Consider the following 26,669-nt stretch of genomic DNA (forward strand, 5'->3'; position numbering starts at 1 on the left):
GCCGGGTCCGGGCCGATGGGCTGGGAACAGGCGCGGTCGCGGGCGTACGCGGTCGGCCTGGCTGCCGCGCTTCCCACCGTCGACGTGCCGCTCGCCGACGCCGACGGGCACACCCTCGCCGAGCCGCTGGCGCCCCGGACCGATCTGCCGGCGTTCACCACGTCCAGCGTGGACGGCTGGGCGGTACGCGGTCCCGGCCCGTGGCGGATCGTCGGGCGGGTGCTGGCCGGCACGACGCCGGCGCCGTTGACCGAGGACGGGACGACCGTCGAGATCGCGACGGGGGCGATGGTGCCCTCGGGGGCGTCGGCGGTGCTGCGGGTGGAGGAGTCGACGCGTACGCCTGAGGGGTTTGTCGACGGTGTGCCGCGACCGGCGCCGGAGTGGCGGCTGCCCGGCGAGGAGGCTGCCGCCGGCGAGGAACTGCTGCCGGCCGGGACTTCGGTCGATCCGTCGGTGATCGGTCTCGCCGCCTCCTGCGGACACGACACCCTGCGGGTACGTGCGCAGCCTCGGGCCGCGCTGCTGGTCTTCGGCGACGAGCTGCTGACCGCCGGTCCGCCCGCCGCCGGCCGGATCCGCGACGCGCTCGGCCCGGCCGTGCCGGGCTGGCTGCGGCGGTACGGCTGCCAGGTGCGTACGAACGATGTGGTCGGGCCGGTCGCCGACACGCTGCCCGCCCACGAGGCGGCGCTGCGCAGCGCGTTGGCCGAGGTCGACCTCGTCTGCACCACCGGCGGCACCATGCACGGCCCGGTCGACCACCTGCATCCCGCGCTGGCGGCACTGGGCGCGGACTACGTGGTCAACACCGTCGCGGTGCGGCCCGGCTTTCCGATGCTGCTGGCCCAGGTGACCGGCCCCGACGGCCGGACCCGATTCGTGGCCGGCCTGCCGGGCAATCCGCAGTCCGCCGTCATCGCCCTGGTCTCGCTCGTCGCGCCGTTGCTGGCGGGTCTCGCCGGCCGGCGGATGCCGGTACTTCCGCACGCCGCGCTCGCCGAGCCGATTCCGGGGCGGGGCAACCACACCCACCTGGCCCTGGTCCGGCTCGACCGGGCGGCCGGGACCGCGCATTCGGTGCGGCACGTCGGTTCGGCGATGTTGCGGGGGCTGTCCGGGGCCGACGGGTTCGCGGTGATCGCGCCCGGCAGTTCCGGCGCGGCCGGGGATCAGGTGCCGGTCGTACCGTTGCCGTTGCTGCCCGGGGAGCGGACATGGTGATCCTGATCGGAGCCGTCACCGAACAACCCTTGGATCTTGCCGCGCACGAGGCCGCGGTGGCCGACCACCGGGCCGGCGCGGTGGTCTCGTTCGCCGGGGTGGTCCGCGACCACGACCACGGGCGGGCGGTGGCCAGCCTGGAGTACGAGGGCCATCCGAGCGCCGAGCGGGTGCTGCGGGAGGTGGCCGCCGAGATCGCCGCGGACCCCGACGTGTACGCGGTGGCCGTGTCGCACCGGATCGGCCCGCTGGCCATCGGCGACGCGGCCCTGGTGGCGGCGGTCAGCACCGCGCACCGGGCTGCTGCGTTCGCCGCCTGCGCTCGCCTGGTGGACGAGGTGAAGGCCCGCCTGCCGATCTGGAAGCGGCAGGTCTTCACCGACGGCACCGAGGAGTGGGTGAACTGCCCCTGACGCCCTACCGCCGGCCGTACAGGATGGCGTTGCGGGCCATCCGGTCGGTGAGGAAGGCCGGCTCGGCACCCGGCCGCCACGGCAGCGCGGCGACCAGCACGATCAGGGCCAGGATCAGGGAGTTCTCCATCACGGCACCGAACAGGCCGTCGGCGTAGTGCGAGACCTCCGGCAGTTGGTGCTCGTATGGCCAGATCGGCGAGATCAGGAAGAGCAGGTAGAGCCCGACGGCGGCGATGCCGTGCCGGATCCCGGTCAACGTCGGGTACCAGATCGGCGGGCGTAGCGCGGCCACTCCCGGAGGGCCGCCGTACGGCCCTGCCGTGGCTCGGGCGACCAGTCCCCGACTCGCGTCGCGGCGGCGGATCGCCGCGTCGGCCAGCACGATGATCGCCGGAATCACCCAGACGAGATGGTGCGTCCAGGAGATCGGGCTGATCACGTTGGCGGTCAGCCCGACCAGGGTGAAGGCGGTCAGTTCGTCGCCGTCGGAGTGCGCGTTGGCGGCCCGGGACAGACCGAGGGTGAGCACCAGTACGGCGAACGCGAGCCAGAGCAGGCCGGGGGTCTCGATCGAGTCGTAGAGTCGGGCCAGGAGCCCGGCCAGCGACTGGTTGGGCGTCATGTCGGCCGCACCCACCCGCTCGGTCTGCCACAGCACGCTGCCGAAGTAGGCCCGGGACTCGGCCCCGACGATGCCGAAGCTGCCGATGGTGACGCCGACCGTGGTGCCGATGGCCGTCCAGGCCACCCGCCACTGTCGAGTGATGATCAGATAGAAGATGAACAGCGCCGGGGTCAGCTTGACCGCCGTGGCCAGGCCGATGCCCACGCCGGCCCAGGCGCCGCTGTAGATGAACCGCAGCAGTGGGCCGTCGGTGTCGGCCTGGTGCGTACCGCGACGGGACCGCCAGCGCAGGGCCACCATGTCCGCCATGATCAGGGCGAACAGCAGCAGGTTGACCTGCCCGTAGCCGAGGGTCTCCCGGACCGGCTCGATGGCGGTGGCCAGCGGCGTGGCGATGGCCACCGTGTACCACAGTGGCCAGCCCATCCGGTCGACGATCGGGCGCAGCAGCGCGGCCAGCACCACGGCCAGGGCGGCGATGCTCATCAGCGCGTTCACCAGACCGGCCATGGTCACCGGCAGGTGCGCCATGGGCAGCATGGCCAGGCCCGCGAACGGTGGATAGGTGAAGCCCAATGTGGTGTCGGGTGCGACAAACTCGTACAGCTCATGACCGCTCGCCCACCAGACCACCGCACCGTGGTAGATCTTCATGTCGAAGAAGTTGTACGGCCGCCCGAATGCGCCGATGGCAAGCCAGGCGGCATAGGCGACGGCGGCCACGATGCCGGTCCGTACGACTGTTCTTCGATCGATCCCACGCGTTACGCGACGGACTGCGGCGAGGCGGTCCAGCCTTCTACCGACATTCGTCGGCATGGCGTGGCCACCCCCGTACCAAGGTCGTCCTACCCGTCCAGGTCCGGTAGGGAGCCTAGAACGGCGCCTCACGTCAGTGCCTCCCGCGTTATGCGACCGTGTCCGATCCCACACATTCTTTTGACATTTCCACCGCGTTAACGCCTCGCGGGCGGTTCAGGTGATTCGCGGCCTTAGCGGGGGGTGGGGGCCGGTAATCGCAGGTCAGCCGGGAAGCCGACGGGCGGTGGCTGCGGAGAGGGCGGCGATGCGGGCCTCGCGGCGGGCGGTACGCACGGCGCGACTCACCGACCGTCGAGAGTGGTCGATCCGGTGCCCGGCTCGCCAGCGCAGCCCTGGCTTTCCCTGGGTGTCGGCGGCGGCGAGCAGCAGCCCACCGAAGAGACCGACGTTCTTCAGGAAGTGGGTCTGGTGGTTGTGGCGCTGTGCCGGGTCCTCCTGACGCCAGAAGGGATGCCCGGCCAGGGTCACCGGAACCAGGGTGCCCGCCAGGACCAGCGCCGCCGGCCGGGTGAACCGCCCGGTGGCGAGCATCAAGCCGGCACCGACCTGGACGGCGGCGTTGGCGCGGATCAGCGTCGCGGTGTCGGTGGGGATGCGAGGATGAGCCCGTTGCAGCAGGGGTGTCATTCGATCGGTGATGGGCTTGGCTGCGGGTACCAGGCGCTCCGGGTGGGTGAAATTGCGAGCGCCGCTGGCTACGAAGATGCTGCTGAGCATGGCGCGGGCGAGGAACCGTACGGGCGTCATGGGTCAGTCATACCCCGTCCGGGCCGCGGTCACTCGCCACAACGGCCGATCTCGATCGACCGGGTGATGTCGGACGGCGCGCCGATTCCAACGACCATCTCGGATGGACGGGCCGCAGGCGGTAACCTCGCGGCGTGACGACGCTGCGGCTACGACCCGAGGAGCCGGCGGACACCGGCGCGGTCCGTCGGGTGCTGGCTGCGGCCTTCGCCCGGCCGGACGTGGCAACCCCGCCAGAGGTACGCCTCGTCGAGGAGTTGCGCGACGGCGGCGCCTGGCTGCCGGAGTTGGCGATGGTCGCCGAGTACGGCGGTGAGATCGTCGGCTACGCCTTGTTCACCCGGGTGGTCGTGTGCGCGGACGAGCACACCGCCCCGGCACTGGCCCTCGGCCCGGTGGCGGTGGCACCCCACCGTCAGCGGATCGGGCTCGGCACCTCCGTGGTGCAGGCCGGCCTGGAGGCGGCCACGGAACTCGGTGAGCGACTGGTCGTGGTGCTCGGTGACCCGGCGTACTACCGGCGTTTCGGGTTCAGCCGGGCCGACCGGATGGGTCTGACGAGCCCCTGGTCGGGGCTGGGTGAGCCGTGGCAGGCCCTGGTGCTGCCGCCGTCGACAAGTGGCGAGCCCGCCCCGCCGCAGGGCGAAGTCGTCTTCCCGCCACCCTGGTCCAAGGTCTGACCGTTCCCCTTACCGGCTGGTCCGGGCCGGAGCGCGTCGAGCGGGGTACGGGACCGGTGCGACGCGCACCGGGCGGATCCCCTCCGGCATCACGAACAACTGGCGCTTCTCGGTCGCGTCTCCGTGCCGGTCGAGCTGGTAGCAGTCGATCCAGGTCCAGCCGTACGGCGGGTGGCGGTCGGTCAGTTCGCGGATCACGCGGACCACGATCGGCACGTGGAACTGCGGAGACGCGTCCCTGTTCAACAGGTAGACGCCGGGGCTCACCCGAGGAGTCCCGTCGTCCCGGCGGCCGGTCACCGGGCATCGCGGTCGGACTGCGGTGCGGGCACGGGTGCCTCCTCGGCTGCCGGGAGAGATGGAAGGGGCCGCCCCGGAGGTGCTCGCCTGGTCGGGGCGGCCCCGACAGCGCGACCAGCGGGTTCGGGTCCTCCACTGGCAGCGCCGTCCTGATTTCCACCTTTCCGGCGATTGCCTCCCCCATACACCCCGTATCGGAGTGGAGACTGAGTGTCCCGGGACGTCCAGGAGGGACCGCAGAGTGAACCGTGCCGTTGTAACAGCCATGACCGAGGCGGGCGAGACCGCCGACACCCTCGCGGCGCAGGTCGGTGTCGACCCGAAGACCGCCGCGCGGTGGGCAAGCCATGGACGCATCCCGCGTCCGCAGACACGCAGGAGGGTCGCTGCCGTCCTCGGTCGCGAGGTGACCGAGCTGTGGCCAGACGTTCTCAAGCGGCGGGAACCGGCGTGGTTCCGGCGGTGGGTGGACATCGAGCGCGAGGCGGTGGCGCTGCGCTGGTTCGAGCTGACCTGGGTGCCGGGTCTGCTCCAGACCGAGGCGTACGCGCGGGCGACGCTGGCCGGGGAGAAGCTGACCACCGACGATGTCGGACGATTAGTGGAGGCCCGCCTTCAGCGGCAGGCCATCCTGCGGCGGGACAACCCACCGATGCTGGTCGTGGTGCTCGACGAGTTGGTGCTGCGCCGGTCCGCCTACGGCGACCGGGCCCTGATGCGTGAACAGTGTGAGCACCTGGTGGCGTGCGGCACCCACCCCACCACGACGATCCACGTCGTGCCCGCGTCGGTCGGCATGTACCCCGGTCTGGGCGGCCCCTTCATCCTCGCCGAACTGGACGACGGCAGCGTGCTCGGCCATGCCGACAGTCAGACCGAGGCGAAGATCATCGATAACCCTGCGGATGTTGCTACCCTGGGCCGCAGGTGGGAACGCATCCGTGGCGAGGCCCTGTCGCGGACGCAGTCCCTGGAGCTGATCGGGGAAGCGGCAGCATCATGGACATGACCGGCGCCCAGTGGCGTAAGAGCAGCAAGAGCGGCAACAACGGCGGTGCCTGCGTCGAGGTGGCCGACAACCTCCCCGGCGTCGTCCTCGTCCGGGACACCAAGGACCGCGACGGCGGGACGCTCGCCTTCGAGCCAGCGGCCTGGCACTCCTTCGTAGCGCTGGCCAAGGCCAGCAGCCCGACCGCCTGACACCCCTCAACCGAAGCCCTCAACCGAAGCCTCGCCCCGGATGGTCGAGGGCTTCGCTGTGCCTGCCGCCCCGCTCAGCTGGTGGCATCGAGGGCTGTGGCAGTAGAGCTGTGCGACACGCCGGGTGATGACCTGCTGGACTGCCACAGCTCGGGTGGTGGCAGCGGGCCGGGCCGACAGTCAGGCGGGTTGGGTGCGCAGGTAGCGGCCGAAGTGGGGGACGGTGAAGGCGACAGTGCCGCGTTCTCCGGAGTAGATCAGGCCCTTCTTGATCAGGGCGTCGCGGGCCGGGGAGAGGCTGGCGGGCTTGCGACCGAGGGCACGGGCGATCTCGGCGGTCGGCACCGCCGCGTCCATGTCGTCCCGTCCGCCGCCGTCCGTTGCCCCCTCGACCAGGGAGAGGGCGGCCATCGCCCGCATGTACTCCCGTTCCGCCGGGGTGGCCCGCTCGAAGCGGGAGCCGAAGAAGCCCACCGCCAACTCCGCCTCGGCCTCCGGGGCGGCCACCCGTACGTCGGCGGCGGTGATCGGTGAGCGGGGCGCGTGATCCCAGGTCGCCTTGCCGTACGCCTGGACGAAGTACGGGTAGCCGCCGGATTTCTCGTAGAGCAGGTCGAGCGCCTTCGCCTCGTACTCCACGTCCTCGCGCTCGGCCGGGGCGCAGAGTGCCTGGTCGGCGGCGATCCGGTCGAGCCGGTCGATGCGTTGGTAGCGGAACAGCCGCTCGGAGTACGACTTGGCCGCGCTCAGCACCGCCGGCAGGTGCGGCAGGCCCGCGCCGACCACGATCAGCGGCGCGCCGAGTTGGGACAGCTCGTGGCAGGCGGCGCAGAGCGCGGAGACCTCCTCCGGCCCGAGATCCTGCATCTCGTCGATGAAGATGGCCACGCCGGTGCCGACGTCGCTGGCGACCGAGGCGGCGTCGGTGAGCAGCTCCACCAGGTCGATCTCGATGTCGCCGGAGTCGGCGCGCCCGCTGGCCGCCGGTACGTCGATGCCGGGCTGCCAGCGGTCCCGCAGCTTGGGGGTGGCACCGCCACGGCCGGTCGGGGCACCCCGTTGGGCGAAGGCTTTGAGCACCCCGAGGAAGGCGTCGATGCGGTCCGGTGCCCGGTGCCGTGGGGCGAGTTCCCGGACGGCCATGTGCAGGGCGGCGGCGATCGGTCGGCGCAGCGACTGATCCGGCCGCGCCTCGATCTTGCCGCTGCCCCAGAGCCGGTTGATGGCCTGCGATCGAAGCGTGTTGAGCAGTACGGTCTTGCCGACGCCCCGCAGGCCGGTGAGCATCAGGCTGCGTTCCGGTCGGCCGCGCGCGATCCGTTCCAGGACGATGTCGAAGACGTCCAGTTCCCGCCCCCGGCCGGCGAGTTCGGGCGGGCGCTGACCGGCGCCCGGAGCGTACGGGTTGCGGACCGGATCCACGAATCGCAGAGTATCGGGCCGTCTAGCCGGGGAGCTAGACATCGGTAGAGCAGGCTACGGCGTGTCGACCGTCGACATAAAACTAGTGCTGTCTAGCATCCACGCTAGACAGCACTAGTTTTGCCGATCGTCAACTCAGCCGCGCTGCTTCAGGCAGAGGACGAAGTCGAGCGAGTCCAACTCGCTGTCGTAGAAGTACCAGTTCGTGTAGCCGTCGACCTTGGCGCACTTCGCCTCGGCGTCCTTCTCCCCGCTGGTCTTGCCGTCGAAGCGCTGCAACACCTCGTACGCCGAGGGCCCGCAGTCGGTGATCAGCAGCTTGGGCTTGCCGCCGCTCGGCGCGTCGTTGCGCACGCACTGTCCCTGCTCGACGAACCGGGGATCGGTGGACGAGTTGGCGGCCGGGACGCCTGCCCCGGGGTCGTCCTCGTCGTCGGTCGGATTGGCGGTCGGCACCGGATCCTGGGTCGGCGCGGCCACCGCAGTGGGAGTCGACTCGTCCTGCCCGAGCAGGTAGAACGCCATCCCGCCGACGGCCAGCACCAACACCGCCACCAGCGCGGCGATCATCGGCGTACGACCGCGCCGACGCTCCGGCGGTGGCGTGGGTTGACCGGCGTACGCGGCCACCCCCGCGTCATCCTGGAAGGCCTGCCCACCCTGCGGATACCCGCCGTAGCCCTGCCCAGCCTCATAGCCCCGCCCAGCGCCGTAACCCTGCCCGGCCTCGTAGCCCTGCCCAGCGCCGTAACCCTGCGCAGCGTCGTAGCCCTGCGCAGCGCGGTAGCTCTGCCCAGCGCCATAGCCCTGCCCAGGGTCGTGACCCTGCGCAGCGTCGTAGCCCTGCGTAGCGCCGTAACTCTGCCCGGCCTCGTAGCCGCCCTGGCCGGAGCCGTAGACGTGGCCGGAGCCGTAGACGTGGCCGGAGTCGTACGCCTGGCCGGGTTCGTAGGTCTGGCCGGAGTCGTACACCTGGCCCTGCACCTCGCCGGGTCGCGGCTCGTGCCACGGTTGCGGGCCGCCGCCCGGTGGTCCGTAGTTCGCCATGCACGCCCTCCTCCGTCACCCACGTCACGGTAGCGCGTACGCCGCTTCGGCTCGGCCCGGAAGGCAGCCGGTCAACTCTTCGCAGGTGGGTCAGATGAGCCGTAGCTGGCGGTCCTTCGGACGGCGAGGTGCGTCACTGTCACCGAGCCGCTCGAACAGACCCGGGTCGATCACATCCAGGAACGGCGACGGTCGGCAGTCGTGCTCCGAGCCGTGCCGGGCCCGACGGGCCGCGTGGCTGACGTAGAGCCGATCCTGTGCCCGGGTCAGGCCGACGAAGAACAACCGGCGTTCCTCGGCGACCGCGTCGTCGTCGGGCGTCGAGCCCGGCCAGCGCAGCGGCAGCAGCCCGTCCTCGGCGCCGACCAGGAAGACCACCGGGAACTCCAGGCCCTTCGCGGCGTGCAGGGTCAGCAGGGTGACCGCCTCGGCGCGTGGATCGAGGGCGTCCACCTCCGCGCCGGTGGCGAGCTGGGACAGGAACGTCTCCAGGTCGTCGCCGCACCGGCGGGCCAGCGGTGTGAGCAGGTCGACCGCGGTCCGTACGTCCTCGGGGCGTACCCCGCCGGAACCGTCCAGGGTGGGGATGGCGAAGCGTTCGGCGAGGACCTGCCCGGCGAGGCGTACCCGGGCGGGCAGCGCGCCGTCCACGCCCGAGGCGTGCCGCAGTTCGCGGGCGATGGCCAGCACCCCGGGTCGGTCCCGCAGCCGGTCGTGCGAGCGCTTCTGCACCGGGATGTTCGCCCGGGACAGGGCATCCACGATCGGGGCCGCCTGCGAATCGGTCCGGTAGAGCACGGCGATGTCGGAGAAGGACAGCGTGGTCGACCGACCGTCGATCCGACCGGAGTCCAGCGACCGGTGCGAGAGGCCGCCGACCAGTTCGTCGACGGTGCGTACCACGAAATCGGCCTCGTCGGCGACGGAGGCCGCGGCGTACCGACCCACCAGCGGGGCCTCGGGGTCGAGCCGGGCCGGATCCAGCCGGCGGCCCCGGACCAGCGACGACGGCGCGATGGCCTGCACCGCGGCGGCCAGGATCGGCGCGGAGGACCGGTAGTTGCGGTTCAGCCGGACCAGCCGGGCGTCGGTGAAGTCCTGCGAGAAGCGCAGGAAGTACCCGACGTCGGCACCCCGGAACGAGTAGATGGCCTGGTCCGGGTCGCCGATCGCGCAGAGGTTGCCGTCGGCGGGGCTGAGCAGCCGCAACAGCTCGTACTGCACCGCGTCGACGTCCTGGTACTCGTCGACGAAGATCCATTGCCAGCGGTCCCGGTACCGCTCGACCAGCTTGCGGTTCTCGCGCAGCAGCGCGACCGGCAGGGTGAGCAGCTCGTCCAGGTCGACCATGCCCTGCTTGCGCAGCAGCCCGGTGTACCGGGCCAGATCGTCGCCGGCCTCCGCGCGGGCCGCCGCCCGCTCGGCGTCGTCGGCGATCCGGAAGTCGTCCGGCAGGCCCGCCGCATCGGCGTTCTCCCGCAGGATGGTCAACCCGAGCGAGTGGAAGGTGCCCACCGTGACGTCCTCGGCGACCGGCCCGAGCAGGCCGTCGAGGCGGTGCCGAAGCTCCTCGGCCGCCCGTCGGGTGAAGGTGATCGCCAGGCACTGCTCGGGGAAGACGTTCAGCTCGGCACAGAGGTACGCGATCCGGTGGGTGAGCGTACGGGTCTTGCCGGTACCCGGTCCGGCGACGATCAGCAGCGGACCACCGGGAGCCGAGGCCGCGACCCGTTGCATCGCGTCGAGCCGGTCGAGCAGGCCGGTGCCGACCTCCTCCATGCCGGCGAGCATCGGCTCGAACGGCTCGTGCGGAGAGGGCTGCGGGGCGATCGGCGGCGGTGGTGGGGCCGGTTGACGCTTCGGCTCGGCCTTGGTCGCCGGCCGCTTGACCCTGGCGACCGGCCGGTCCGAGTCGGCGGGCCGCCGCTGCGCCGGGACCGGCACGTCGAACAGCGTCTCCTGGCCGCCCGAGGCACCGGAGTTGCTCAACTCGGCCGGATCGAACAGCGTGATCACGCCGTACTCGCCGTCGTAGCCGGGCACCCGGCGCACCTCGCCCCGGCGCAGCCGGCCGATGCCCTCGGCGAGCAACTCCCCGCCGACCCGGCCGATCTCGTCCAGCGGGGTACGGGTCAGGATCTCCAACTCGGGCCCGAGCGCGGCGACCAGGTCGGTGAGCTTCCCCTCGACCTTCTTCGATCGCGGCCCGACCCTGTTGATCTCACCGAGGATCTCGGCGAGCTGGATCAGATGGGTCACCTCACGGGCGTGCTCCGGCCGGTACCCCTGCGGGCGGTCGGCCAGTTCCTCGACCCGACTGAGTACGCCCACCGTGAGCGGCTTGCCGCACTCCGGGCACCGGCCGCCGGCCTGCCGGGTGCGTTCGGGCGCCCAGTTCACCCCGCACAGCCGGTGGCCGTCGGCGTGGTACTTCCCCTCCTCGGGGAAGAACTCGATGGTGCCGGCCAACCCGTCGCCGGTGCGCAGCGCGTCCCGGATGCCGAAGTAGTCCCGAGGCGCGGCGAAGACGGTGGCCTCCCGGGCCAGCGCGGGCGGGGAGTGCGCGTCGGAGTTGGAGACCAGGCGGTAGCGGTCCAGACTGCCGACCCGCCAGTTCATCTCCGGGTCGCTGGAGAGCCCGGTCTCCACGGCGAAGATGTGCTCGGCCAGGTCGGCGTAGCAGTCGGCGATCGCGTCGAAGCCGGACTTCGAGCCCAACGCGGAGAACCACGGGGTCCAGATGTGCGCCGGGACCAGGTAGCCGTCCGGGCTGGCCTCCAGGGTGATCTCCAGCAGGTCCCGGGAGTCCAAGCCGAGGATCGGCCGGCCGTCCGAGCCGAGGTTGCCGATGCGGCCCAGGGCGGCGTTGAACCGGCCCACCGCGTCCAGATCCGGCAGATAGATCAGGTGGTGCACCTTGCGGGTCCGGTCGTCCCGCTTGTAGATCGTCGAGATCTCCACGCTGAGCATGAACCGGACCGGGTCGGTGTCCGCCTCGCTGGCCAGCCTCGGCGGCAGGCGGCGGGCGATGTCCCGCTCCATCTCCGCCGACAGCCGGTACAGGCCGGGCTCGGCCGGATGCAGCGTCTCGCGCAGATGGTCGTACCAGGCGGGGTGGGTGAAATCGCCGGTGCCGAGCACCGAGATGCCCTTGCGTCGCGCCCACCAGCCGAGATTCGGCAGGGTCAGATCACGGCTGCACGCTCGCGAGTACTTCGAGTGGATGTGCAGGTCCGCGACGAAGGGCGGGAGGCCACCGGGGGGTACGGCGCTGAACGGGGGCACGCCGCATCCTGCCACGACCGGTGACGCTCCCGCGCGTCGCCACGCACGAAGGTGAGGTGCGCTATGCCGAGCGCAACTCCACGAGAGTGATCTGCGGCTCCGCCCCGACCCGGACCGGCGGGCCCCAGAATCCGGCGCCGTTCGTGACATACACCTTCGTGCCGTCCACCTCACCGAGGCCGGACACCACCGGCTGTTCTAGCCGTACCAGCAGGTTGAACGGGACAATCTGGCCGCCGTGGGTGTGGCCGGACAGTTGCAGGTCGACGTCGTACTTCGCCGCCTCGAACGCGGCCACCGGCTGGTGTGCCAGCAGCACCACCGGGCGGGACGGGTCGCGGTCGGCCAGCGCGGCGGCGTAGTCGGCCGGGGCGGCCACTCCGGTACCCGCCGCGCTGACGTCGTTGACCCCGGCCAGGTCCAGTACGCCGTTGCGGGTGGCGATCTCCAGCCGCTCGTTCTGGAGCACCCGCAGCCCGAGCCGGTCGACCTCGGCCACCCACTCCTCGACACCTGAGTAGTACTCGTGGTTGCCGGTGACGAAGTAGCTGCCGTGCCGGGCCCGCAGATCACGCAGGGGCGCTGCGGCCTCGCCCAGTTCGGCCACCGTACCGTCGACCAGGTCGCCGACGACGGCGACGAGGTCGGCGTCCAGGCGGTTGATCGCGGCGACGATCCGCTCGGTGTGCAGCCGGCCGCGCAGCGGCCCGATGTGGATGTCGGAGACGGTGGCGATCCGCAGGCCGTCCATGCTGCGCGGCAGCTTGGCCAGCGGAATCTGCACCCGGTCCAGTCGCGGCGGACCCATCGCGGTGCGGACGCCGCTGCCGACCAGACCGGCGGCGGTGAGCCCGGCGAAGATCGCGGCACCTCGGGCCAGCAGCAGCCGGCGGCCCGGATCGTGGTCCGGCCCGATCGCCCCGGCGGCCGGCGGCTCGCTCGCCTCGTCGGCGGTCGGCGGGGTGCCGGGCGTCGCCGGCCCGTCAGCCGCCGTGGTGGTCATGGTGGTCGTGCCGGTCGTGGTCGCCGTGCCTGGCGTGCTGGCGGGACCGACCAGCACCGGTTCCGGCGCGGCCACGGCCGTGCGGCGGCGCAGCACCAGGCGGGTCACCAGCATCGGAACTTCCAGCACCACGAGGAGCACCAGCAGGTAGAACATCAGCGCGAGCCAGACGTAGCCCGGCCAGGCCAGCCAGTACATGCCGGCGCGGGTGCCCATCATCGTCGCCGGTACGAGCAGCGCCAGCACCACCGCGGTGACCGTGCCGATCCGCCGCCAGCGGCCGGGCCTGGTGGTGTCCTTGACCAGCCGCTTCCAGAGGTAAAGGTGGATCAGCCCGGTGATCAGGGCAAGAGTGGCCACGAAACCGAGTACCGCGAGCACGAGTGAAGTCCCCCTCAGCCGCCGGCGAAGGGAGGCAGGACGTCGATTGTCACTCCGGCCGGCAGCGGCTTGTCCCGATCATGACAGGTCACGCCATCGACCAAGAAGTTTGCCACGGCAAGCACAGGGACCAGCCGACCGTGCCGCTCAGCCAGTTCCGTCAACAATCCGTCGAGCGTACGGCCCGCCGGAACGGTCTCCTCGCTGAGCCCGGCCGCAGCTCGCGCCCCGGCGAAGTAGCGGACGGTGACGGTCGCCATGGTCATCCTCCGATGGCCGACATCGGCCTGGCGGGTTGCAGGAAGCTCGGGTCGTCGATGCCGTGACCGGCCCGTTTGCGCCAGGTCGCGGCCGACCACCGCCGCGCCAGCTCGTCGTCGTCGGCACCGGCGCGCAGCGCCCCGCGCAGATCCGTCTCCTCGGTGGCGAACAGGCAGTTGCGGACCTGACCGTCAGCGGTGATCCGGGTCCGGTCACAGTCGCCGCAGAACGGACGGGTCACCGTGCCGATCACCCCGACCCGGGCCGGACCGCCGTCGACCAGCCAGGTCTCCGCCGGGGCCGCGCCGCGTCCGGCCGGATCCGGGCTCAACTCGTACGCCGCACCCAGCGTGGCCAGGATCTCCTCGGCGGTGACCATGCTCGACCGGTCCCAGCCGTGCTGAGCGTCCAGCGGCATCTGTTCGATGAAGCGCAACTCGTAGCCGTGGTCGAGGGCGAAGCGGAGCAACGCCGGCGCCTCGTCGTCGTTGACGCCGCGCATCAGCACGCTGTTCACCTTGACCGGGGTGAGCCCGGCGGCGGCAGCCCCGGCCAGGCCCGCCAGCACGTCGTCGAGGCGGTCCCGCCGGGTCAACCGGAGGAAGCGATCACGATCCAGGGTGTCCAGCGAGACGTTCACCCGGTCCAACCCGGCGGCGTGCAGCGCCGGTGCCAACCGGGCCAACCCGATGCCGTTGGTGGTCAACGAGATGCGCGGACGCGGGTCGAGGGCGGCCACGGCCGCCACGATGGCGGTCAGACCCGGACGGATCAGTGGCTCACCGCCGGTGAACCGGACCTCGTCGACGCCGAACCGGTGCACCGCGAGCCGGACCAGCCGGATCACCTCGTCGTCGGTGAGCAGTTGCGGCCCGGCCAACCAGGGCAGCCCTTCGGCGGGCATGCAGTACGTGCAGCGCAGGTTGCACTTGTCGGTCAGGGAGACCCTCAGGTCCCGAGCTGTCCGGCCGTACCGGTCGACGAGGAGGCCCCCGGGCGGCGCGACGCTCATCCGTCGACGGTAGCGCGCCCGGCCCCGCTCAGGGTGGCGCGGGCGAGCCCGACGACCGAATCCCGGTACGCGGCTCCGAACAAGGCGGTGTGCACCAGCATCAGGTGCAACTGGTGCAGGGGCACCCGCTGCCGCCAACCGTCGGCAAGCGGCCAGGACTCGTCGTACGCGGCCATGATCCGGGCACCGTGCGGCGGGCCACCGAAGAGCGCGAGTTGCGCGAGGTCGGTCTCGCGGTGCCCACCGTGCGCGGCCGGGTCGACCAACCACACCCGGTCGTCGGCCCCCCAGATCAGGTTGCCAGGCCACAGGTCGCCGTGGATGCGGGCCGGCGGCTCCTCCCCGCCGAACTCGCCGATCCGGGCGACGACCTCTTCGACGAGCCCGGCGGCGCGGGCATCCAGGGCCTGGTTGTCGACCGAGTGGCGCAGGTAGGGCAGCAGCCTGGTCCGGGCGAACCAGTCCGCCCAGGGGCCGTCGTGCGGGGTGTTGTCCGCCGGCAGGGCCCCGATGAACCCGGGCCAGGACGCGCCGAAGGCGGACGCCCCGGCCCGGTGCAGGCCGGCCAGCTCCCGGCCGAAGCGTTCGGCGGCGTCGACGCTCGGCTCACCCGGCTCGATCCACTCCAGGGCGAGCAGGTCGGGCAGCGCCACCAGCACCTCCGGAACCGCGACCGTGCCGGCCTCCCGCAGCCAGCGCAGCCCGGCCGCCTCGGTGGCGAAGAACCCCTCCGGGACCGGCCGCTGCGCCCGTTCCGGCCAGGTCTTCGCGAAGACCGAGTGGCCGTCGTCGAGCGTCAGTCGGGACGCGGCGCAGATGTCGCCGCCGCCGACCGGCGTCTCCCGGATCCGCTGGTGGGTCAGGAAGGTCGGCAGCTGCTCCGGATGCGCCCGCAGATACGCCAGATCCATGCCCCGCAACGTATCGCCTCCGGCGGGAAGGAAGGGCACCTTATTAACGCCTCCGGTAGAGGAAGGGCCCCTTATTAACGCCTGCACCGTGGACCCGCGCGTGGTGCAGAGGGTGGCGGGCGGATGGAAAACTGCGCCGACCAGGGAAAATACGCTGAGTAGCTGTGGATAACCGGCGTGTCGTCCACAGGGGCGGCGGCGCGTACCGCTCGGCTCGCAGGCTGGCCCCATGAACTCGACGGAGATTCCCCGGCTGACCGTCCGCTCGCCCGCCGACCTCATCGCCGCGGTGCCGTACCTGCTCGGCTTCCATCCGACCGACAGCGTCGTGGTGGTGGCGTTGTCGGCCTCCCGGGTGGTCTTCGTCGCCCGTGGTGATCTGCCCGGCGAGACCGAGCACGACGAGGCGGCCGGGCACATCGCCGCGGTCACCGCCCAGCAGAGCGCCGACTCGGCAACCGTGATCGGGTACGGCCCGGCAGCCCGGGTGACCCCGGCACTCGACGCGGTCCGAGCGGCGTTGACCGAGGCCGGGCTGGCCGTGCTCGATGCGCTGCGGGTCACCGACGGGCGGTGGTGGTCGTACCTCTGCACCGAACCGGAGTGCTGCCCGCCGGAGGGCACCGCGTACGACCCGCAGGGCAGCGCGGTGCCGGCGGCGGCCGTCTTCGCCGGCCAGGTCGCCCTGCCCGACCGGGCGGCGCTCGCCGCTCAGCTCGCCCCGATCGGCGGGGCAGCCGCCCGACACGCCGCGAAGCGGGCCGAGCAGCGGCTGACCGAGCTGCTGGCGACGGCACCCCCGGCGGATCTGCTCGGCGCGCGGGCACTGCGGGCGGCGGGGGTGACGGCGTACCGTGCCGCCCGGCGTCGGCACGACCGTGGTGCGCAGCTCACCGACGACGAGGTCGCCTGGCTGTGCCTGCTGCTGACCCACCTTCCGGTACGCGACCACGCCTGGGAGCGCACCGACGGCCGGGACGAGGACGTGGCGTTCTGGACGGAGCTGCTGCGCCGCGTCGAACCGGATCTGATCGCCGCCCCGGGGGCGCTGCTGGCGTTCGCCGCCTGGCGGGCCGGACAGGGCGCCCTGGCGGCGGTGGCGTTGGAACGGGTGCTGACCGAGCATCCGGAATACTCACTCGCCCTGCTGATCGACGACCTGCTGCGTCGCGGAGTGCCGCCGTCGCGGCTCGACGGATGGCCGGCCGACGGGCCGGTGGTGACACCCCGTCGAGAGCGGCGCAAGTCGCGCCCCCGGCGGCGATGACACACCCGACCGGGGCAGCGGGATGGACCGCGACGCTGGATAATCGGCGGATGTTCCGGGCGGCGTCGGGGGGCGCATGAGCGTTGCACTGCTGCTCTCACTCGCCGGGCTCGCCCTGATCGACAGCACCAGCATCGGCACGTTGTTCATCCCGGTGTGGCTGCTGCTGGCACCCGGCCCGGTCAGTGGCCGGCGGATCCTGACCTACCTGGGCACCATCGCCGGGTTCTACTTCCTGGTGGGGTTGGCGCTCTACTTCGGCGGCAGCGGCCTGGCCGACGTGCTGGGCGGGGCGCTGGACAACCGGCCGGTCATCTGGGCGCAGCTGGTGTTCGGGGTCGGCCTGCTGCTGGTGAGCTTCCGGTACGACGGCAAGCGCGGCGCCGGGACCGGTCGGGTGTTGCGCTGGCGGGATCGGGTCACCGCCGGTGACTCGTCCGGGCGCTGGCTGGTCGGGCTGGCGTTGTTCGCCGCGTTGGCCGAGGTGGCGACCATGCTGCCGTACCTCGGCGCACTCGGTCTGTTGAGCACCTCGGGCCTGGACGTGCCGGCGGTGGTCGCCCTGCTCGGTGGATACTGCCTGGTCATGGTGCTGCCGGCGGTGGTGCTGCTGGGTGCGCGACTGGCCTGGCCGAGGCTTGTCGAGCCGGTGCTCGTCCGGCTCAACGCGTGGATCGTCAGGTCGTCCGGGAGCATGCTCGGCTGGGTCCTGGGCATCGCCGGCTTCCTGATCGCCCGGGACGCCGCCGTCCGCCTGGGGCTGTTCGAGATGCTCGCGAACCGCTGACTGCTCGCGAACCGCTGACTGTTCGCGAACGGCTGAGCGGTCGCGTCAGGCGCTCACCCGGTGTGGGCCGGTGTAGACGTTCATGGTCCGGCCGCGCAGGAAACCGACAAGGGTCATCCCGGCCTCGGCAGCGAGGTCGACCGCGAGTGTGCTCGGTGCCGAGACCGCCGCGAGCAGCGGCAGACCGGACATCCACGCCTTCTGGGTCAGCTCGAAGCTGGCCCGTCCGGAGACGAGCAGGACGTGCCCGGCCAGCGGCAGTCGCCGTTCGCGTACCGCCCAGCCGATGACCTTGTCCACCGCGTTGTGCCGGCCCACGTCCTCGCGCAGCACCACCAGGTCACCGTCGGCGGTGAACAGACCCGCGGCGTGCAGCCCGCCGGTACGGTCGAAGCCCCGCTGCCCGGCGCGCAGCCGCTGCGGCAACTCGGCCAGCAACTCCGCCGGCACGGTCAGCGGGTCGCCGGCCACGTCGAACATCGACCGGGTCCGCACCGCCTCGATGCTCTCCTTGCCGCAGACCCCGCAGGCGCTGGTGGTGGTGAACTGGCGACTCGCCTCGGCAGCCGGCTCCGCTACGCCGGGCGCGAGCGCCACGTCGACCACGTTGTAGGTGTTCGGGGTCTCCGCGCCGGCGCACAGCTGCGCGGTCGACACGTCGTCCGCCGACCGGATCAGCCCTTCGGCGAACAGGAAACCGAGCGCCAGGTCCAGATCCGCGCCGGGGGTACGCATGGTGACCGACAGCGGGCGGCGGCGACCCGGTCCGGCCGCACCGACCCGGATCTCCAGCGGCTCCTCGGCGGCGAGGGTGTCCGGCCGACGGGTCAGCGTGCGCCCGTCGGCGGTGGCGTCGAGGTCCACGCGGAGCACAACGCGGCGGTCAGCAGCACGTCCCACCCCACCATCCTGCCCCGACCGCCCCACCCCGGCCCGACCAGCCCCGGACAGTGTGTGGCGTTACGGTGGCCCGGTGAGCGCGTACGCGGCGGTGGTGCTCGCCGGCGGCGCGGCCCGCCGGCTGGGCGGACGGGACAAGCCGGCGCTGCCGGTCGGCGGTGTGCCGATGCGGGAGCGGGTGCTCGCGGCGGTCGCCGACGCGTCGCCTCGGATCCTGGTCGGGCCCGGACCGGCCCCGCCGGGCGTACGACTGACCCGCGAGTCGCCACCGGGCGGTGGGCCGGTGGCCGCCACGGCAGCCGGGCTGGCCCTGCTGGACGCCGACGTGCCGGCCGTCGCCCTGCTCGCGGCCGACCTGCCGCTGCTGACCCGGTCCGCCGTCGGTGAACTGCTGCGTCACCTCGACACCCCACCCGCCGCACCGACCAGCGAGCCACCCGTCGAGCCGAGCAGCGCCCCACCCGCCGCGCCGAGCAGCGAGCCACCCGTCGACGGGGTCTGTTTCGTGGACGACGACGGGCGGCGGCAGTCGCTTTGCGGGGTGTGGCGGCCCGCGGCGCTGCGCGCGGCCCTGGACCGGTTGACCGTTCGACGTGGCGAGTTGGCCGGAGCAGCGCTGCGGGAGTTGCTCGCCGACCTCGCCGTACGCGAGCTGACCTGGCCCGGTGACGGCCCTGCGCCCTGGTTCGACTGCGACACTGAGCGGGACCTGCGGCAGGCGGAGGAGTGGTCACGATGACGGTGATGGACGACTGGCTCACGGCGGCCTGCGCCGAGTTGGGTGTCGACCCGGCCGACGTGCCGGTACAACCCGTGCTCGACCTGGCCCGCGACGTGGCTCATCAGGTGCTCCGGCCGGGTGCCCCGGTCACCGCGTACCTGCTCGGTCTGGCGGTCGGCCGGGGTGCGGATCCCGCCGTGGCAGCCGCCCGGCTGACCGAGTTGGCCGGCACCTGGCCGGTCGAGTTGGGCGGCGACCGCTGACCGCGCGAGCGGTGTCCGATCACGGTCCGGGCTGATCCCCCTCGACGGCGGGCTCGGTAGGGTGGCCGGAACGGACGGAGGCGATCATGACGGCAGACCACCCCTCGGCACCGCCCGGCACGCCGGCACACCACGAGTCGATTCTGCTCGATGAGCCGAGCACGGCCGACCTACGGGCGAAGGTGACCCATGCGTGGCGGGAGTTCGCCCGGGCACTTGCCGACCGGCTGGCGGCCCTGCCACCGGGTGCCCACGTGGAGTTGACCCTCGACCCGACGGCCTCCGGTATCGACGACGCCGTCTACTCCGTCAGCGTCGACGTCACCGAGGACAGTGGGTTGACGGCGCGGGCGGTGGGCAACGCGACCCTGCCGCAGGGCTACCGGCTGGACCGGTCGGCGGTGGCCGACATGGTCGCGCTGGGCTGGTCTCCGCCGGGGGTGCTGGAGGGCTCCGGTGACCAGTTCGGCCTGCACTGCGCGGTGACCGAGAGCAGCCGACTGGCCGCCCTCATCTCGCGGACGCTGCGCGACATCTACGGCGCGCCGCACCCGGCGTTCCTCGTCTACCTGATCGTCGACGCGGAGGGTGAGCCGCTCGCCGGTGCGCCACTGGGCACCGCACGCAGCGAGTTCGGCACCGGTCGGGAGATCGAGACCGATCTGGCGCAGGCGTTGGCGGACACCGCTGACTCCGGCGCGGACACCGAGGTGCTGGAGTTGGCCGAGCGGGTCCGGACGGTGGTGTCGACCATGCTGAAGTCCGACTCCGACCGGGTCCAGGTCGATTCCGACGGCGACATCAACATCCGTGCCGGGTCGGCGATGGTCTTCGTCCGGGTACGCGACAACCCGCCGCTTGTCGACGTCTTCTCCCCGGTGCTCACCGAGGTCGAGCCCACCGAGCGGCTCTACGTCAAGCTCTCCGAGTTGACCAACCGGATGCCGATCGGCCGGCTCTACTGTGCCGACGACACCGTCTGGGCGTCGATCCCGGTCTTCGGCCGCAACTTCCAGCCCACCCACCTGATGCTCGCCGTACAGGTGATGACCGGCCTGGCCGACGAGTTGGACGACCGGCTGCACGGTGAGTTCGGCGGCAAGCGCTTCTTCGGCGAGGGGGACAAGCCGGGGCGGGGTGAGCACCGCACCGGCATGTACCTCTGAGGTCGCCGTCGGGGTCAAGAGGTGGGGCCCGGAGATCCCCAGATACCGGGCCCCACCCCTCGGGGGAGGGTGATTCAGGTCGTCGGGATCCAGCCGAGGCTCCGGGCCGTGGCCGGATCGGAGGCCCGTAGGCCCGCTTCGGAGACGGTCCAGAGCACGTCGCTGATCATCAGTGCACGCTGCACGTCCGGTCGCTGCCAGGCCCGGTCGCTGTGCGTCGTGACGGTCGGGTGGGTGACCTGACCGATCTCGCTGATCCGGTCGGCGCTGACCCGCAGCAGCCGTAGGCCGGTGTCCACCGGCAGCACCACCAGGCCGGTGGCCGGCCAGTACAGGAAGGCGTGCGGGTCGTGCTCGGCGGCGGACCAGCCGGACGGTAGGTGCCACTGGTCCAGTCGGGTCGGCCGGGCCGGGTTCCGGACGTCGAAGAGGGACACCTGCACGCCCTCGGTGCGGCCCCGACCGTCGGCCTCCTGACCCACGCCGAGCAGCCGCCCGTCGGGCAGCGGATGCAGGTACGCGGAATAGCCGGTGATCTTCAGCTCGCCGGTCACCAGCGGCTTCGTCGGGTCGGTCAGGTCGAGTGAGTAGAGCGGGTCGGTCTGCCGGAACGTCACCACGTACGCGACGGGCCCGAGGTACCGCACGGAGTAGATGCGTTCACCGCGTCCGAGCCCGCCGACCGCACCGACCGGCACGAGTGACCCGCCGTCGCGGCGCAGCACCCGTACGGTCGATTCGGATCGGCGTCCCTCGCCCCAGACGTCGCCGACGGTGGTGGCCACCCGCAGGTGTCCGTCCCATTCGGAGAGCGCGTACTGGTTGATCAGCCAGCCTGGCACGGTGCCGGCGGCGAGGTAGCGGGGACGACCCGGCTCGCTGGTGTCGAACTGGTAGATCTCGGTGACCTGGTCGCGGACGGTGGGTCGCCAGCGGAGCAGGCCCATTCCCGGTTGTGGCTGCTGACCGGCGAGGTAGAGGCTCTGCGCCGTGCCGTAGACGGTGGTCGCGTCGGCGGCGACGCTGACCGGGTCGCCCGCGCCCAGCCGGTCGGCGGCGAGGTCGAAGCTGAGCACGGTGAGCAGCGAGGTGCCGGTCATCCGCTTCGGACGGCTGAGCCGATCGCAGTCGACCCGCCCGGTGTGCCGCTCGTCGCCGGCCGTCCACTCGTACTTCGGCAGCCAGGACTCGATCCCGGCCCGGTCGATGATTGCGCGGTTCTGCCTGGTCCGGGCCCGGTCGCTGCCGATTCCGTCGAGCGGGAACTCGATCCGGGGCGCGGTGCGGACCACCATCCGCGCGGTGTCGCCGGTCAGCCGGCCGTCGAGCAGGCTGCCCTCGATCCGGTACGAGCCGAGCACCGCGGGCGCACCGGCCAGGTCGACCAGGAACAGGCGGGCCGATTCGACCGGCGGCGCCGGCCAGGCTCGGTCCGTCGCGACGAACGGCGCCCCGTCGGCCAGCACCAGCGCCCGGTCGCCGTGCAGCAGCAGTCGGTACGAGCCCCAGTAGGAGCCCGCCTCCGCGCCGGGCAGGTCGAGTTGGCCGATGATCCGTCGGCCGGCCGGGTCGATCACCCGCAGCACGCCGGAGGTGACCGTGACGATCCGTCGTCCGTCGGTCTTCACCACGTCCGGCTCGTCCGCGTCGGCTTCATGGTTGTTGGTCTTCGAGTGGTCGGGCGCGGCGTAGTCGAGACGTTGGCTGCTGCCCTCCGCCCCGGCCGCGACGGCCGCCCGGGCGCTCAACAGCGTGCCGTCCTCGAAGCCGTACGGCCCGACCGAGTCGCGGGCCGCGGCGCGCAGTTCGGCCAGGGCGTCGGCGCAGGAGTCGAACGTGGTCAGGGCGGCCACCGGCACCATCACCGGCCCGGTCGGCCGGACCGGGGTCGGACCGGCCGTACTGCCGGCGAGCAGGGTCAGTGCGACCAGGGTGCTGCCGACCGCGACGACTCTGTTTGCCCGCATCATGTCGGCTTCGACGCCGCCGGTCGTCGTCCGGTTCCGCACCGGCCGCGAGATCCTGACCGATGGTCAGCTGATCGACGGGCCGACGCCGGGGGACTCGACCAGTCGGGAGAGCACGATGGTGCTGCGGCTGGAGGTCACGAAGCTCTCCGCCCGCAGCCGCTCCAACGCCTGCTCAAGGTGGGCGATGTCGGCGGCCCGCAGGTGCACGAGCGCGTCGGCCTCCCCGGAGACCGTGTACGCCCCGACCACCTCCGGATGGCGGCGCACCGCGGCGCCGATCTGTGCCGGGGTGGTGCGGCCGGCGCAGAACAGCTCGACGAACGCCTCCGTGGTCCAGCCCACCGACGCCGGGTCGACGATGGCGGTGAATCCCCGGATGACCCCGGCGGCACGTAGTCGGTCCACCCGTCGCTTGACGGCCGGAGCGGAGAGTGAGACTCGGGTTCCGATGTCCGCGTACGAGGCACGGGCATCAGCGACGAGCAACGCAATGATTCGCTGGTCAACTGCGTCTATCTGCAACGTTCCGCCCCTGAAAAGCAATGGTCGTGGCTGTTACGGAAGTCTCAGCCTACCTACTCTTGGTGATCGTGAACCAGCAGCGAGTGCCGCGAAAGCGGACATATCTCATGTGCTCGCCGGAGCATTTCGCGGTCGAGTACGCGATCAACCCGTGGATGGACGTGACCAGGCCGGTCGACCCGGAGCTGGCCGTCAAGCAGTGGGATCGCCTGCGGGAGACCCTTGTCGGTCTGGGGCACGAGGTACACCTGCTGGCGCCCGAGCCCGGACTGCCCGACATGGTCTACGCCGCCAACGGCGCGTTCAGCGTCGACGGGACGGTCTACGGTGCCCGGTTCAAGCACCACCAGCGCACCGCCGAGGCGGCGGCGCACCGGGCCTTCTACGAGTCGCAGGGCTGGCGGTTCATCGCTCCGAACGAGACGAACGAGGGCGAGGGCGACTTCGCGTACCTGCCGGAGGCGCACGGCGGGCTGATCCTCGCCGGGTACGGATTCCGTACCGAACTGGCCGCGCACGCCGAGGCGCAGGAGGCGCTGGGCCGTCCGGTGATCTCGCTGCGGCTGGTCGACCCGCGCTTCTACCACCTGGACGTGGCCCTCGCCTCGATCGACGACGGCAACATCGTCTACTACCCGGGCGCCTTCTCCGCGGCCGCCCAGAAGGTGCTCGCCCAACTCTTTCCGGACGCGGTGCTGGCGGAGGCCGAGGACGTCCTCGCCTTCGGACTCAACCTGGTCAGCGACGGCGCGAACGTGGTGCTCAACAGCGAGGCGACCCGGCTGGCCGGGCGGCTCAAGGCGGCCGGCTACACGCCGATACCGGTGGAGTTGGCCGAGCTGAAGAAGGGCGGCGGCAGCGTGAAGTGCTGCATCGCCGAGTTGCGGCACTGAACGGACGACGAGCAGAGTGGCCGACCTGCTCGTCGCGGAGACGAACCGGGGTGGTCAGCCCAGCGTGGCCAGCTCGCTGACCATGACGTTCGACAGCACCTGGCCGTCGTGCTGAACCTCCCGCAGGTACCACTTCTGCTGCGGGGTACGCGGCTGGTTGAACTGCCAGGCGCCGCGCGGGCTGTCGATCTGACCGATCCGGCCCAACGCCAGGTTGACCGTCTGCGGGGTGGGGTCCTCGCCGGCCAGGCGGATCGCCTGGTCGAGCACCTTCGCCGCGTCGTACGAGGCCATCGCGTAGGTGGTCGGCGAGGCGCTGTGCTTCTTTCGGTACGCCGAGGCGAACCGACGGTTGGCGGCGTTGTTCAGGTCGGCGGAGTAGTTCAACGCGGTGCGGATGCCCAGGGCGTCGTTGGCCGGCCGGACGCTGTCCAGCACGGTGCCCTCGGTGAGGAACCCGGGAGCGTAGATGCCGCCCTGGAAGCCGGCGTCGCGGAGCTGCATGATGAACTCCGCCGCCGCCGGGCCGGAGTAGAAGCAGAAGACGACCGACGGGTTGCGGCTCAACGCGCGGTCGATGTCCTGGACGAAGGCGCCCTTGCCCGGGTTCGCGCTGTTGGTGGTGAAGACGACCTGATCCGCGATGCGCGGGTCGGATTCGCCGAACTCCTGACGGAAGCCGAGCAGCACGTCGTCGCCGCCGACGGCCGACTCCGGCATGACGATCGCCACCCGTTCGTCGGGGCCCAACACGTCCCGCAGGTAGCGGCCGAGCGCCCGGCCCGCCTCGTCGAGCACGTACGAGGTACGCCAGATGTAGACGACGCTCTGGAGGCTGGAGGGTGAGGCGTTGGAACCGATCAGCGGCACCCGGGCCTGCTCGATGGTGTTCCGGATGCCGAACATGACCGCCGAGGAGGCGACCCCGGTCAGTGCGAGCACGCCCTGTTTGAGCAGCCCGTCGACGGCGGCCTGACCGGACTTGACGCTCTCACCCTCGTCGGCGACGAGCAGGTTGACCGGATGGCCGCCGAGTTGGCCCTCGTTGAGCTCCAGATAGAGCTGGAAGCCGTTACGCAACTCGTCACCGACGGCCTTGCCTGAGCCGGACTGCGGTGCGATGAGCCCGACCTTGACCGGACTCTTCGGCTTCGCGGGCTCCTCGGTGTCCGAGGCACATCCGGCGGCGAGGCCGCCCGCGCCGAGCGCGGCCAGCATCTGGAGTGCCCGCCTACGGTTCATCTGCGACACCGGGTTCCCTTCGGATGTGCTGCCGGGGCCTCCCGCCCCTCCGGCGTTCTACCTGCTTAGCGACGCTGCGTCAATGGTTAATGATCTTCGACTAGAGAACGGAACGCGGCGGTAACCTGCGGCCAGGCCGGAGACTCCGGGTCGATGAGCCCGAAATGTTCGCAGTCAGGCAGCTCGACAAGGTGCATATCCGCACCTAGTGCCTGTGCTGCCTGCACGTATGCCCTGCTCATGTCGACCGGAACGTGCTGATCCAGGGTGCCGTGAATCACTACCGTCCGTGTTGAGGGAGGTGGGGTGGCTCGCGGGTCCGCGACCTCGTACCGATCGGGCACATCGGCCGGCCCACCACCCAGCAACGCCGCCACCGCGCCCGCGTCCAGATCCAGCCGGTACGCCTCGGCCAGGTCGACGACCGGGGCGAGCGCGAGCACCCCGCCGACGTCCTGCGGTGACCGCGTCGCGGTGTGCAGCGCGAGATGACCGCCGGCCGAGTGGCCGACCAGGATCGGCGGCACCGGCGCGACCTGACCGGGCAGCGCCGCGGCGGCCAGCCCCGGCAGTGCGGACACCCCGGACCGGACGTCGGTCAGCGTGCCGGGCCAGCCACCACCGGGTTGCCCGGTCCGGCGGTACTCCAGTTGGGCCACCGGAAAGCCGAGCCGGGCCAGCCCGACGGCCAGCGAGTCGGTGTGCCGTCGGTCGTACTCCACGCGCCAGAAACCGCCGTGCACCACGATCACCAGTGGGCGGGGCGGGGCGTCACCGGGCCGGCGGCGCAGATCGGCGACCTGATCGGGATGCTCGCCGTAGGCGACGGTGAGGTCCGGCTCGGGCGCGGGTCGGCTGAGCACGGCGCGGGGATCGGGCGACATCGGCCGACGGTAGCGCGGCTGGTCGGCGGCCGACCGGACGGGTCCGTTGCACCTTCTCGCCGGGCCGGCGGGCGGCGACGGGGATGGCTGAGTCAAGATGGATGCCATGACCGAAGCGCGTACCGCTGGACAGAACGACGAGCCTGGCCGGGACGGCACCGGGCACTCGGGCACCGTGGTGGTGGTCGGCCCGGACGGCCGACCCGTCGGCACCGTGCAGACCGACGACGGCCAGGGCGAGGACCCCACTCGCCTGGTCGAGCAGCCGGCGAAGGTGATGCGGATCGGCAGCATGATCAAGCAGCTGCTGGAGGAGGTCAAGTCCGCGCCGCTGGACGACGCCAGCCGGCACCGGATGCGGGAGATCCACGAGCGGTCGATCGTCGAGCTCAAGGAAGGGCTGGCGCCCGAGCTGCGCGAGGAGTTGGAGCGACTCTCCCTGCCGTTCACCGAGGACCAGGCCCCGACCGAGGGCGAGCTGCGGATCGCCCATGCCCAGCTGGTCGGCTGGCTGGAAGGGCTGTTCCACGGCATCCAGGCCGCCCTGGTCGCCCAGCAGATGGCCGCCCGGGTGCAGTTGGAGCAGATGCGCTCCGGCCGGCAGGCGCTGCCGAGCGGGCCGAGCGGAGCCGCCCTGCCGGGGATGCCCGGCCTGGGTCAGGTGCCCGGCGGCGAGGGCCACAGCACCGGCCAGTACCTCTGACGATCGCTGCGGGGT

The 26,669-nt window shown here is 71.9% G+C and carries 27 protein-coding genes; 12 read left to right on the forward strand and 15 right to left on the reverse strand.

What is annotated here, in order from left to right:
* The first annotated feature begins 15 nt into the window (after positions 1–15).
* Together JMF97_RS13215 and JMF97_RS13220 are read left to right on the forward strand one after the other, a co-directional pair.
* Positions 16–1,224, forward strand: coding sequence for a molybdopterin molybdotransferase MoeA (locus tag JMF97_RS13215; RefSeq protein ID WP_203221986.1), 1,209 nt, complete (start codon positions 16–18; stop codon positions 1,222–1,224).
* A complete protein-coding gene (locus JMF97_RS13220; protein WP_203221826.1) occupies positions 1,218–1,637 on the forward strand; it encodes a molybdenum cofactor biosynthesis protein MoaE in 420 nt (139 codons plus the stop codon). Before JMF97_RS13215 ends, JMF97_RS13220 begins: the two co-directional genes overlap by 7 nt.
* 4 nt (positions 1,638–1,641) lie before the next feature.
* Here JMF97_RS13220 and JMF97_RS13225 read toward each other — a convergent pair whose 3' ends face one another.
* Together JMF97_RS13225 and JMF97_RS13230 are read right to left on the reverse strand one after the other, a co-directional pair.
* Complete coding sequence (locus JMF97_RS13225; protein WP_203221827.1) at positions 1,642–3,084, reverse strand: glycosyltransferase 87 family protein; 1,443 nt, start codon at positions 3,082–3,084, stop codon at positions 1,642–1,644.
* A gap of 204 nt (positions 3,085–3,288) precedes the next feature.
* On the reverse strand, positions 3,289–3,834 hold the full coding sequence (locus JMF97_RS13230; protein WP_203221828.1) for a DoxX family protein: 546 nt from the start codon (positions 3,832–3,834) through the stop codon (positions 3,289–3,291).
* 134 nt (positions 3,835–3,968) lie between these two features.
* On the opposite strand from JMF97_RS13230, the gene JMF97_RS13235 reads away from it, so the two are divergent.
* Positions 3,969–4,514 carry a GNAT family N-acetyltransferase gene (locus JMF97_RS13235; RefSeq protein WP_203221829.1) on the forward strand — a complete coding sequence of 182 codons (546 nt, stop codon included), beginning with the start codon at positions 3,969–3,971 and terminating at the stop codon, positions 4,512–4,514.
* 9 nt (positions 4,515–4,523) lie between these two features.
* Here JMF97_RS13235 and JMF97_RS13240 read toward each other — a convergent pair whose 3' ends face one another.
* Positions 4,524–4,814 (reverse strand): hypothetical protein, encoded by a 291-nt coding sequence (locus JMF97_RS13240; protein WP_307816897.1) that lies wholly within the window; start codon positions 4,812–4,814, stop codon positions 4,524–4,526.
* Positions 4,815–5,055: 241 nt separating this feature from the next.
* Here JMF97_RS13240 and JMF97_RS13245 point away from each other — a divergent pair, with 241 nt between their 5' ends.
* Both JMF97_RS13245 and JMF97_RS13250 read left to right on the forward strand, forming a co-directional pair.
* Positions 5,056–5,823 (forward strand): DUF5753 domain-containing protein, encoded by a 768-nt coding sequence (locus JMF97_RS13245; protein ID WP_203221830.1) that lies wholly within the window; start codon positions 5,056–5,058, stop codon positions 5,821–5,823.
* Positions 5,820–6,014 (forward strand): DUF397 domain-containing protein, encoded by a 195-nt coding sequence (locus JMF97_RS13250; RefSeq protein ID WP_203221831.1) that lies wholly within the window; start codon positions 5,820–5,822, stop codon positions 6,012–6,014. Before JMF97_RS13245 ends, JMF97_RS13250 begins: the two co-directional genes overlap by 4 nt.
* Before the next feature lie 180 nt (positions 6,015–6,194).
* Here the strand turns inward: JMF97_RS13250 and JMF97_RS13255 are convergent, their stop codons facing one another.
* The 7 genes from JMF97_RS13255 to JMF97_RS13285 form a co-directional block, all read right to left on the reverse strand.
* Positions 6,195–7,436 carry an ATP-binding protein gene (locus JMF97_RS13255; RefSeq protein WP_203221832.1) on the reverse strand — a complete coding sequence of 414 codons (1,242 nt, stop codon included), beginning with the start codon at positions 7,434–7,436 and terminating at the stop codon, positions 6,195–6,197.
* Positions 7,437–7,571: 135 nt separating this feature from the next.
* Positions 7,572–8,066: an LppU/SCO3897 family protein gene (locus JMF97_RS32005; protein ID WP_203221988.1), complete on the reverse strand. Its 495-nt coding sequence runs from the start codon at positions 8,064–8,066 to the stop codon at positions 7,572–7,574.
* A 507-nt stretch (positions 8,067–8,573) separates the two neighbouring features.
* Complete coding sequence (locus tag JMF97_RS13265) at positions 8,574–11,768, reverse strand: UvrD-helicase domain-containing protein (protein ID WP_203221833.1); 3,195 nt, start codon at positions 11,766–11,768, stop codon at positions 8,574–8,576.
* Between the two features lie 61 nt (positions 11,769–11,829).
* Positions 11,830–13,152 (reverse strand): metallophosphoesterase, encoded by a 1,323-nt coding sequence (locus JMF97_RS13270; RefSeq protein WP_203221834.1) that lies wholly within the window; start codon positions 13,150–13,152, stop codon positions 11,830–11,832.
* A gap of 14 nt (positions 13,153–13,166) precedes the next feature.
* Positions 13,167–13,412, reverse strand: a complete 246-nt coding sequence (locus JMF97_RS13275; protein WP_013736552.1) for a MoaD/ThiS family protein — start codon at positions 13,410–13,412, stop codon at positions 13,167–13,169.
* A gap of 2 nt (positions 13,413–13,414) precedes the next feature.
* Positions 13,415–14,425, reverse strand: coding sequence for a GTP 3',8-cyclase MoaA (moaA, locus tag JMF97_RS13280; RefSeq protein WP_013736551.1), 1,011 nt, complete (start codon positions 14,423–14,425; stop codon positions 13,415–13,417).
* Complete coding sequence (locus tag JMF97_RS13285) at positions 14,422–15,336, reverse strand: fructosamine kinase family protein (protein ID WP_203221835.1); 915 nt, start codon at positions 15,334–15,336, stop codon at positions 14,422–14,424. Before JMF97_RS13285 ends, moaA begins: the two co-directional genes overlap by 4 nt.
* A gap of 229 nt (positions 15,337–15,565) precedes the next feature.
* Here JMF97_RS13285 and JMF97_RS13290 point away from each other — a divergent pair, with 229 nt between their 5' ends.
* Together JMF97_RS13290 and JMF97_RS13295 are read left to right on the forward strand one after the other, a co-directional pair.
* A complete protein-coding gene (locus tag JMF97_RS13290; protein ID WP_203221836.1) occupies positions 15,566–16,603 on the forward strand; it encodes a DUF4192 domain-containing protein in 1,038 nt (345 codons plus the stop codon).
* A 76-nt stretch (positions 16,604–16,679) separates the two neighbouring features.
* Complete coding sequence (locus JMF97_RS13295; RefSeq protein ID WP_203221837.1) at positions 16,680–17,390, forward strand: GAP family protein; 711 nt, start codon at positions 16,680–16,682, stop codon at positions 17,388–17,390.
* Between the two features lie 45 nt (positions 17,391–17,435).
* Here the strand turns inward: JMF97_RS13295 and fdhD are convergent, their stop codons facing one another.
* Positions 17,436–18,290: a formate dehydrogenase accessory sulfurtransferase FdhD gene (gene fdhD, locus JMF97_RS13300; RefSeq protein WP_203221838.1), complete on the reverse strand. Its 855-nt coding sequence runs from the start codon at positions 18,288–18,290 to the stop codon at positions 17,436–17,438.
* A 73-nt stretch (positions 18,291–18,363) separates the two neighbouring features.
* On the opposite strand from fdhD, the gene mobA reads away from it, so the two are divergent.
* The 3 genes from mobA (at position 18,364) to JMF97_RS13315 (ending at position 20,440) form a co-directional block, all read left to right on the forward strand.
* Complete coding sequence (gene mobA, locus JMF97_RS13305) at positions 18,364–19,029, forward strand: molybdenum cofactor guanylyltransferase (RefSeq protein ID WP_203221839.1); 666 nt, start codon at positions 18,364–18,366, stop codon at positions 19,027–19,029.
* Entirely contained in the window at positions 19,026–19,274 is a 249-nt protein-coding gene (locus JMF97_RS13310) for a DUF6457 domain-containing protein (protein WP_013736545.1), read from the forward strand. The genes mobA and JMF97_RS13310 overlap by 4 nt, the downstream gene beginning before the upstream one ends.
* Before the next feature lie 86 nt (positions 19,275–19,360).
* Positions 19,361–20,440 (forward strand): T3SS (YopN, CesT) and YbjN peptide-binding chaperone 1, encoded by a 1,080-nt coding sequence (locus tag JMF97_RS13315; protein ID WP_203221840.1) that lies wholly within the window; start codon positions 19,361–19,363, stop codon positions 20,438–20,440.
* A gap of 74 nt (positions 20,441–20,514) precedes the next feature.
* Here JMF97_RS13315 and JMF97_RS13320 read toward each other — a convergent pair whose 3' ends face one another.
* Both JMF97_RS13320 and JMF97_RS13325 read right to left on the reverse strand, forming a co-directional pair.
* On the reverse strand, positions 20,515–22,407 hold the full coding sequence (locus JMF97_RS13320) for a beta-propeller domain-containing protein (RefSeq protein ID WP_203221841.1): 1,893 nt from the start codon (positions 22,405–22,407) through the stop codon (positions 20,515–20,517).
* Between the two features lie 66 nt (positions 22,408–22,473).
* The gene (locus tag JMF97_RS13325; RefSeq protein ID WP_013736542.1) at positions 22,474–22,932 is read right to left on the reverse strand and encodes an Lrp/AsnC family transcriptional regulator; all 459 of its coding nucleotides are present in this window, start codon (positions 22,930–22,932) and stop codon (positions 22,474–22,476) included.
* A 59-nt stretch (positions 22,933–22,991) separates the two neighbouring features.
* On the opposite strand from JMF97_RS13325, the gene ddaH reads away from it, so the two are divergent.
* Positions 22,992–23,825: a dimethylargininase gene (ddaH, locus tag JMF97_RS13330; RefSeq protein ID WP_203221842.1), complete on the forward strand. Its 834-nt coding sequence runs from the start codon at positions 22,992–22,994 to the stop codon at positions 23,823–23,825.
* Between the two features lie 54 nt (positions 23,826–23,879).
* On the opposite strand, the gene JMF97_RS13335 is transcribed toward ddaH, so the two are convergent.
* Both JMF97_RS13335 and JMF97_RS13340 read right to left on the reverse strand, forming a co-directional pair.
* On the reverse strand, positions 23,880–25,076 hold the full coding sequence (locus JMF97_RS13335) for an ABC transporter substrate-binding protein (RefSeq protein ID WP_203221843.1): 1,197 nt from the start codon (positions 25,074–25,076) through the stop codon (positions 23,880–23,882).
* 77 nt (positions 25,077–25,153) lie between these two features.
* Positions 25,154–25,951, reverse strand: coding sequence for an alpha/beta hydrolase family protein (locus tag JMF97_RS13340; protein ID WP_203221844.1), 798 nt, complete (start codon positions 25,949–25,951; stop codon positions 25,154–25,156).
* Positions 25,952–26,048: 97 nt separating this feature from the next.
* Here JMF97_RS13340 and JMF97_RS13345 point away from each other — a divergent pair, with 97 nt between their 5' ends.
* Positions 26,049–26,654: a bacterial proteasome activator family protein gene (locus JMF97_RS13345; RefSeq protein ID WP_043722382.1), complete on the forward strand. Its 606-nt coding sequence runs from the start codon at positions 26,049–26,051 to the stop codon at positions 26,652–26,654.
* The last annotated feature ends 15 nt before the right edge of the window (positions 26,655–26,669 follow it).

This window comes from Micromonospora fiedleri (assembly GCF_016774385.1).
GTDB classification, from domain to species: domain Bacteria; phylum Actinomycetota; class Actinomycetes; order Mycobacteriales; family Micromonosporaceae; genus Micromonospora; species Micromonospora gifhornensis.

Bases quoted from the DNA above. Each gene is read 5' to 3' on its own strand.
- JMF97_RS13215 (WP_203221986.1), top strand. From the start codon at position 16: ATGGGCTGGGAACAGGCGCGGTCGCGGGCGTACGCGGTCGGCCTGGCT.
- JMF97_RS13220 (WP_203221826.1), top strand. From the start codon at position 1,218: ATGGTGATCCTGATCGGAGCCGTCACCGAACAACCCTTGGATCTTGCC.
- JMF97_RS13225 (WP_203221827.1), bottom strand. From the start codon at position 3,084: ATGCCGACGAATGTCGGTAGAAGGCTGGACCGCCTCGCCGCAGTCCGT.
- JMF97_RS13230 (WP_203221828.1), bottom strand. From the start codon at position 3,834: ATGACGCCCGTACGGTTCCTCGCCCGCGCCATGCTCAGCAGCATCTTC.
- JMF97_RS13250 (WP_203221831.1), top strand. From the start codon at position 5,820: ATGACCGGCGCCCAGTGGCGTAAGAGCAGCAAGAGCGGCAACAACGGC.
- JMF97_RS13275 (WP_013736552.1), bottom strand. From the start codon at position 13,412: ATGGCGACCGTCACCGTCCGCTACTTCGCCGGGGCGCGAGCTGCGGCC.
- moaA (WP_013736551.1), bottom strand. From the start codon at position 14,425: ATGAGCGTCGCGCCGCCCGGGGGCCTCCTCGTCGACCGGTACGGCCGG.
- JMF97_RS13285 (WP_203221835.1), bottom strand. From the start codon at position 15,336: ATGGATCTGGCGTATCTGCGGGCGCATCCGGAGCAGCTGCCGACCTTC.
- JMF97_RS13290 (WP_203221836.1), top strand. From the start codon at position 15,566: ATGAACTCGACGGAGATTCCCCGGCTGACCGTCCGCTCGCCCGCCGAC.
- JMF97_RS13295 (WP_203221837.1), top strand. From the start codon at position 16,680: ATGAGCGTTGCACTGCTGCTCTCACTCGCCGGGCTCGCCCTGATCGAC.
- JMF97_RS13310 (WP_013736545.1), top strand. From the start codon at position 19,026: ATGACGGTGATGGACGACTGGCTCACGGCGGCCTGCGCCGAGTTGGGT.
- JMF97_RS13315 (WP_203221840.1), top strand. From the start codon at position 19,361: ATGACGGCAGACCACCCCTCGGCACCGCCCGGCACGCCGGCACACCAC.
- JMF97_RS13320 (WP_203221841.1), bottom strand. From the start codon at position 22,407: ATGCGGGCAAACAGAGTCGTCGCGGTCGGCAGCACCCTGGTCGCACTG.
- JMF97_RS13340 (WP_203221844.1), bottom strand. From the start codon at position 25,951: ATGTCGCCCGATCCCCGCGCCGTGCTCAGCCGACCCGCGCCCGAGCCG.
- JMF97_RS13345 (WP_043722382.1), top strand. From the start codon at position 26,049: ATGGATGCCATGACCGAAGCGCGTACCGCTGGACAGAACGACGAGCCT.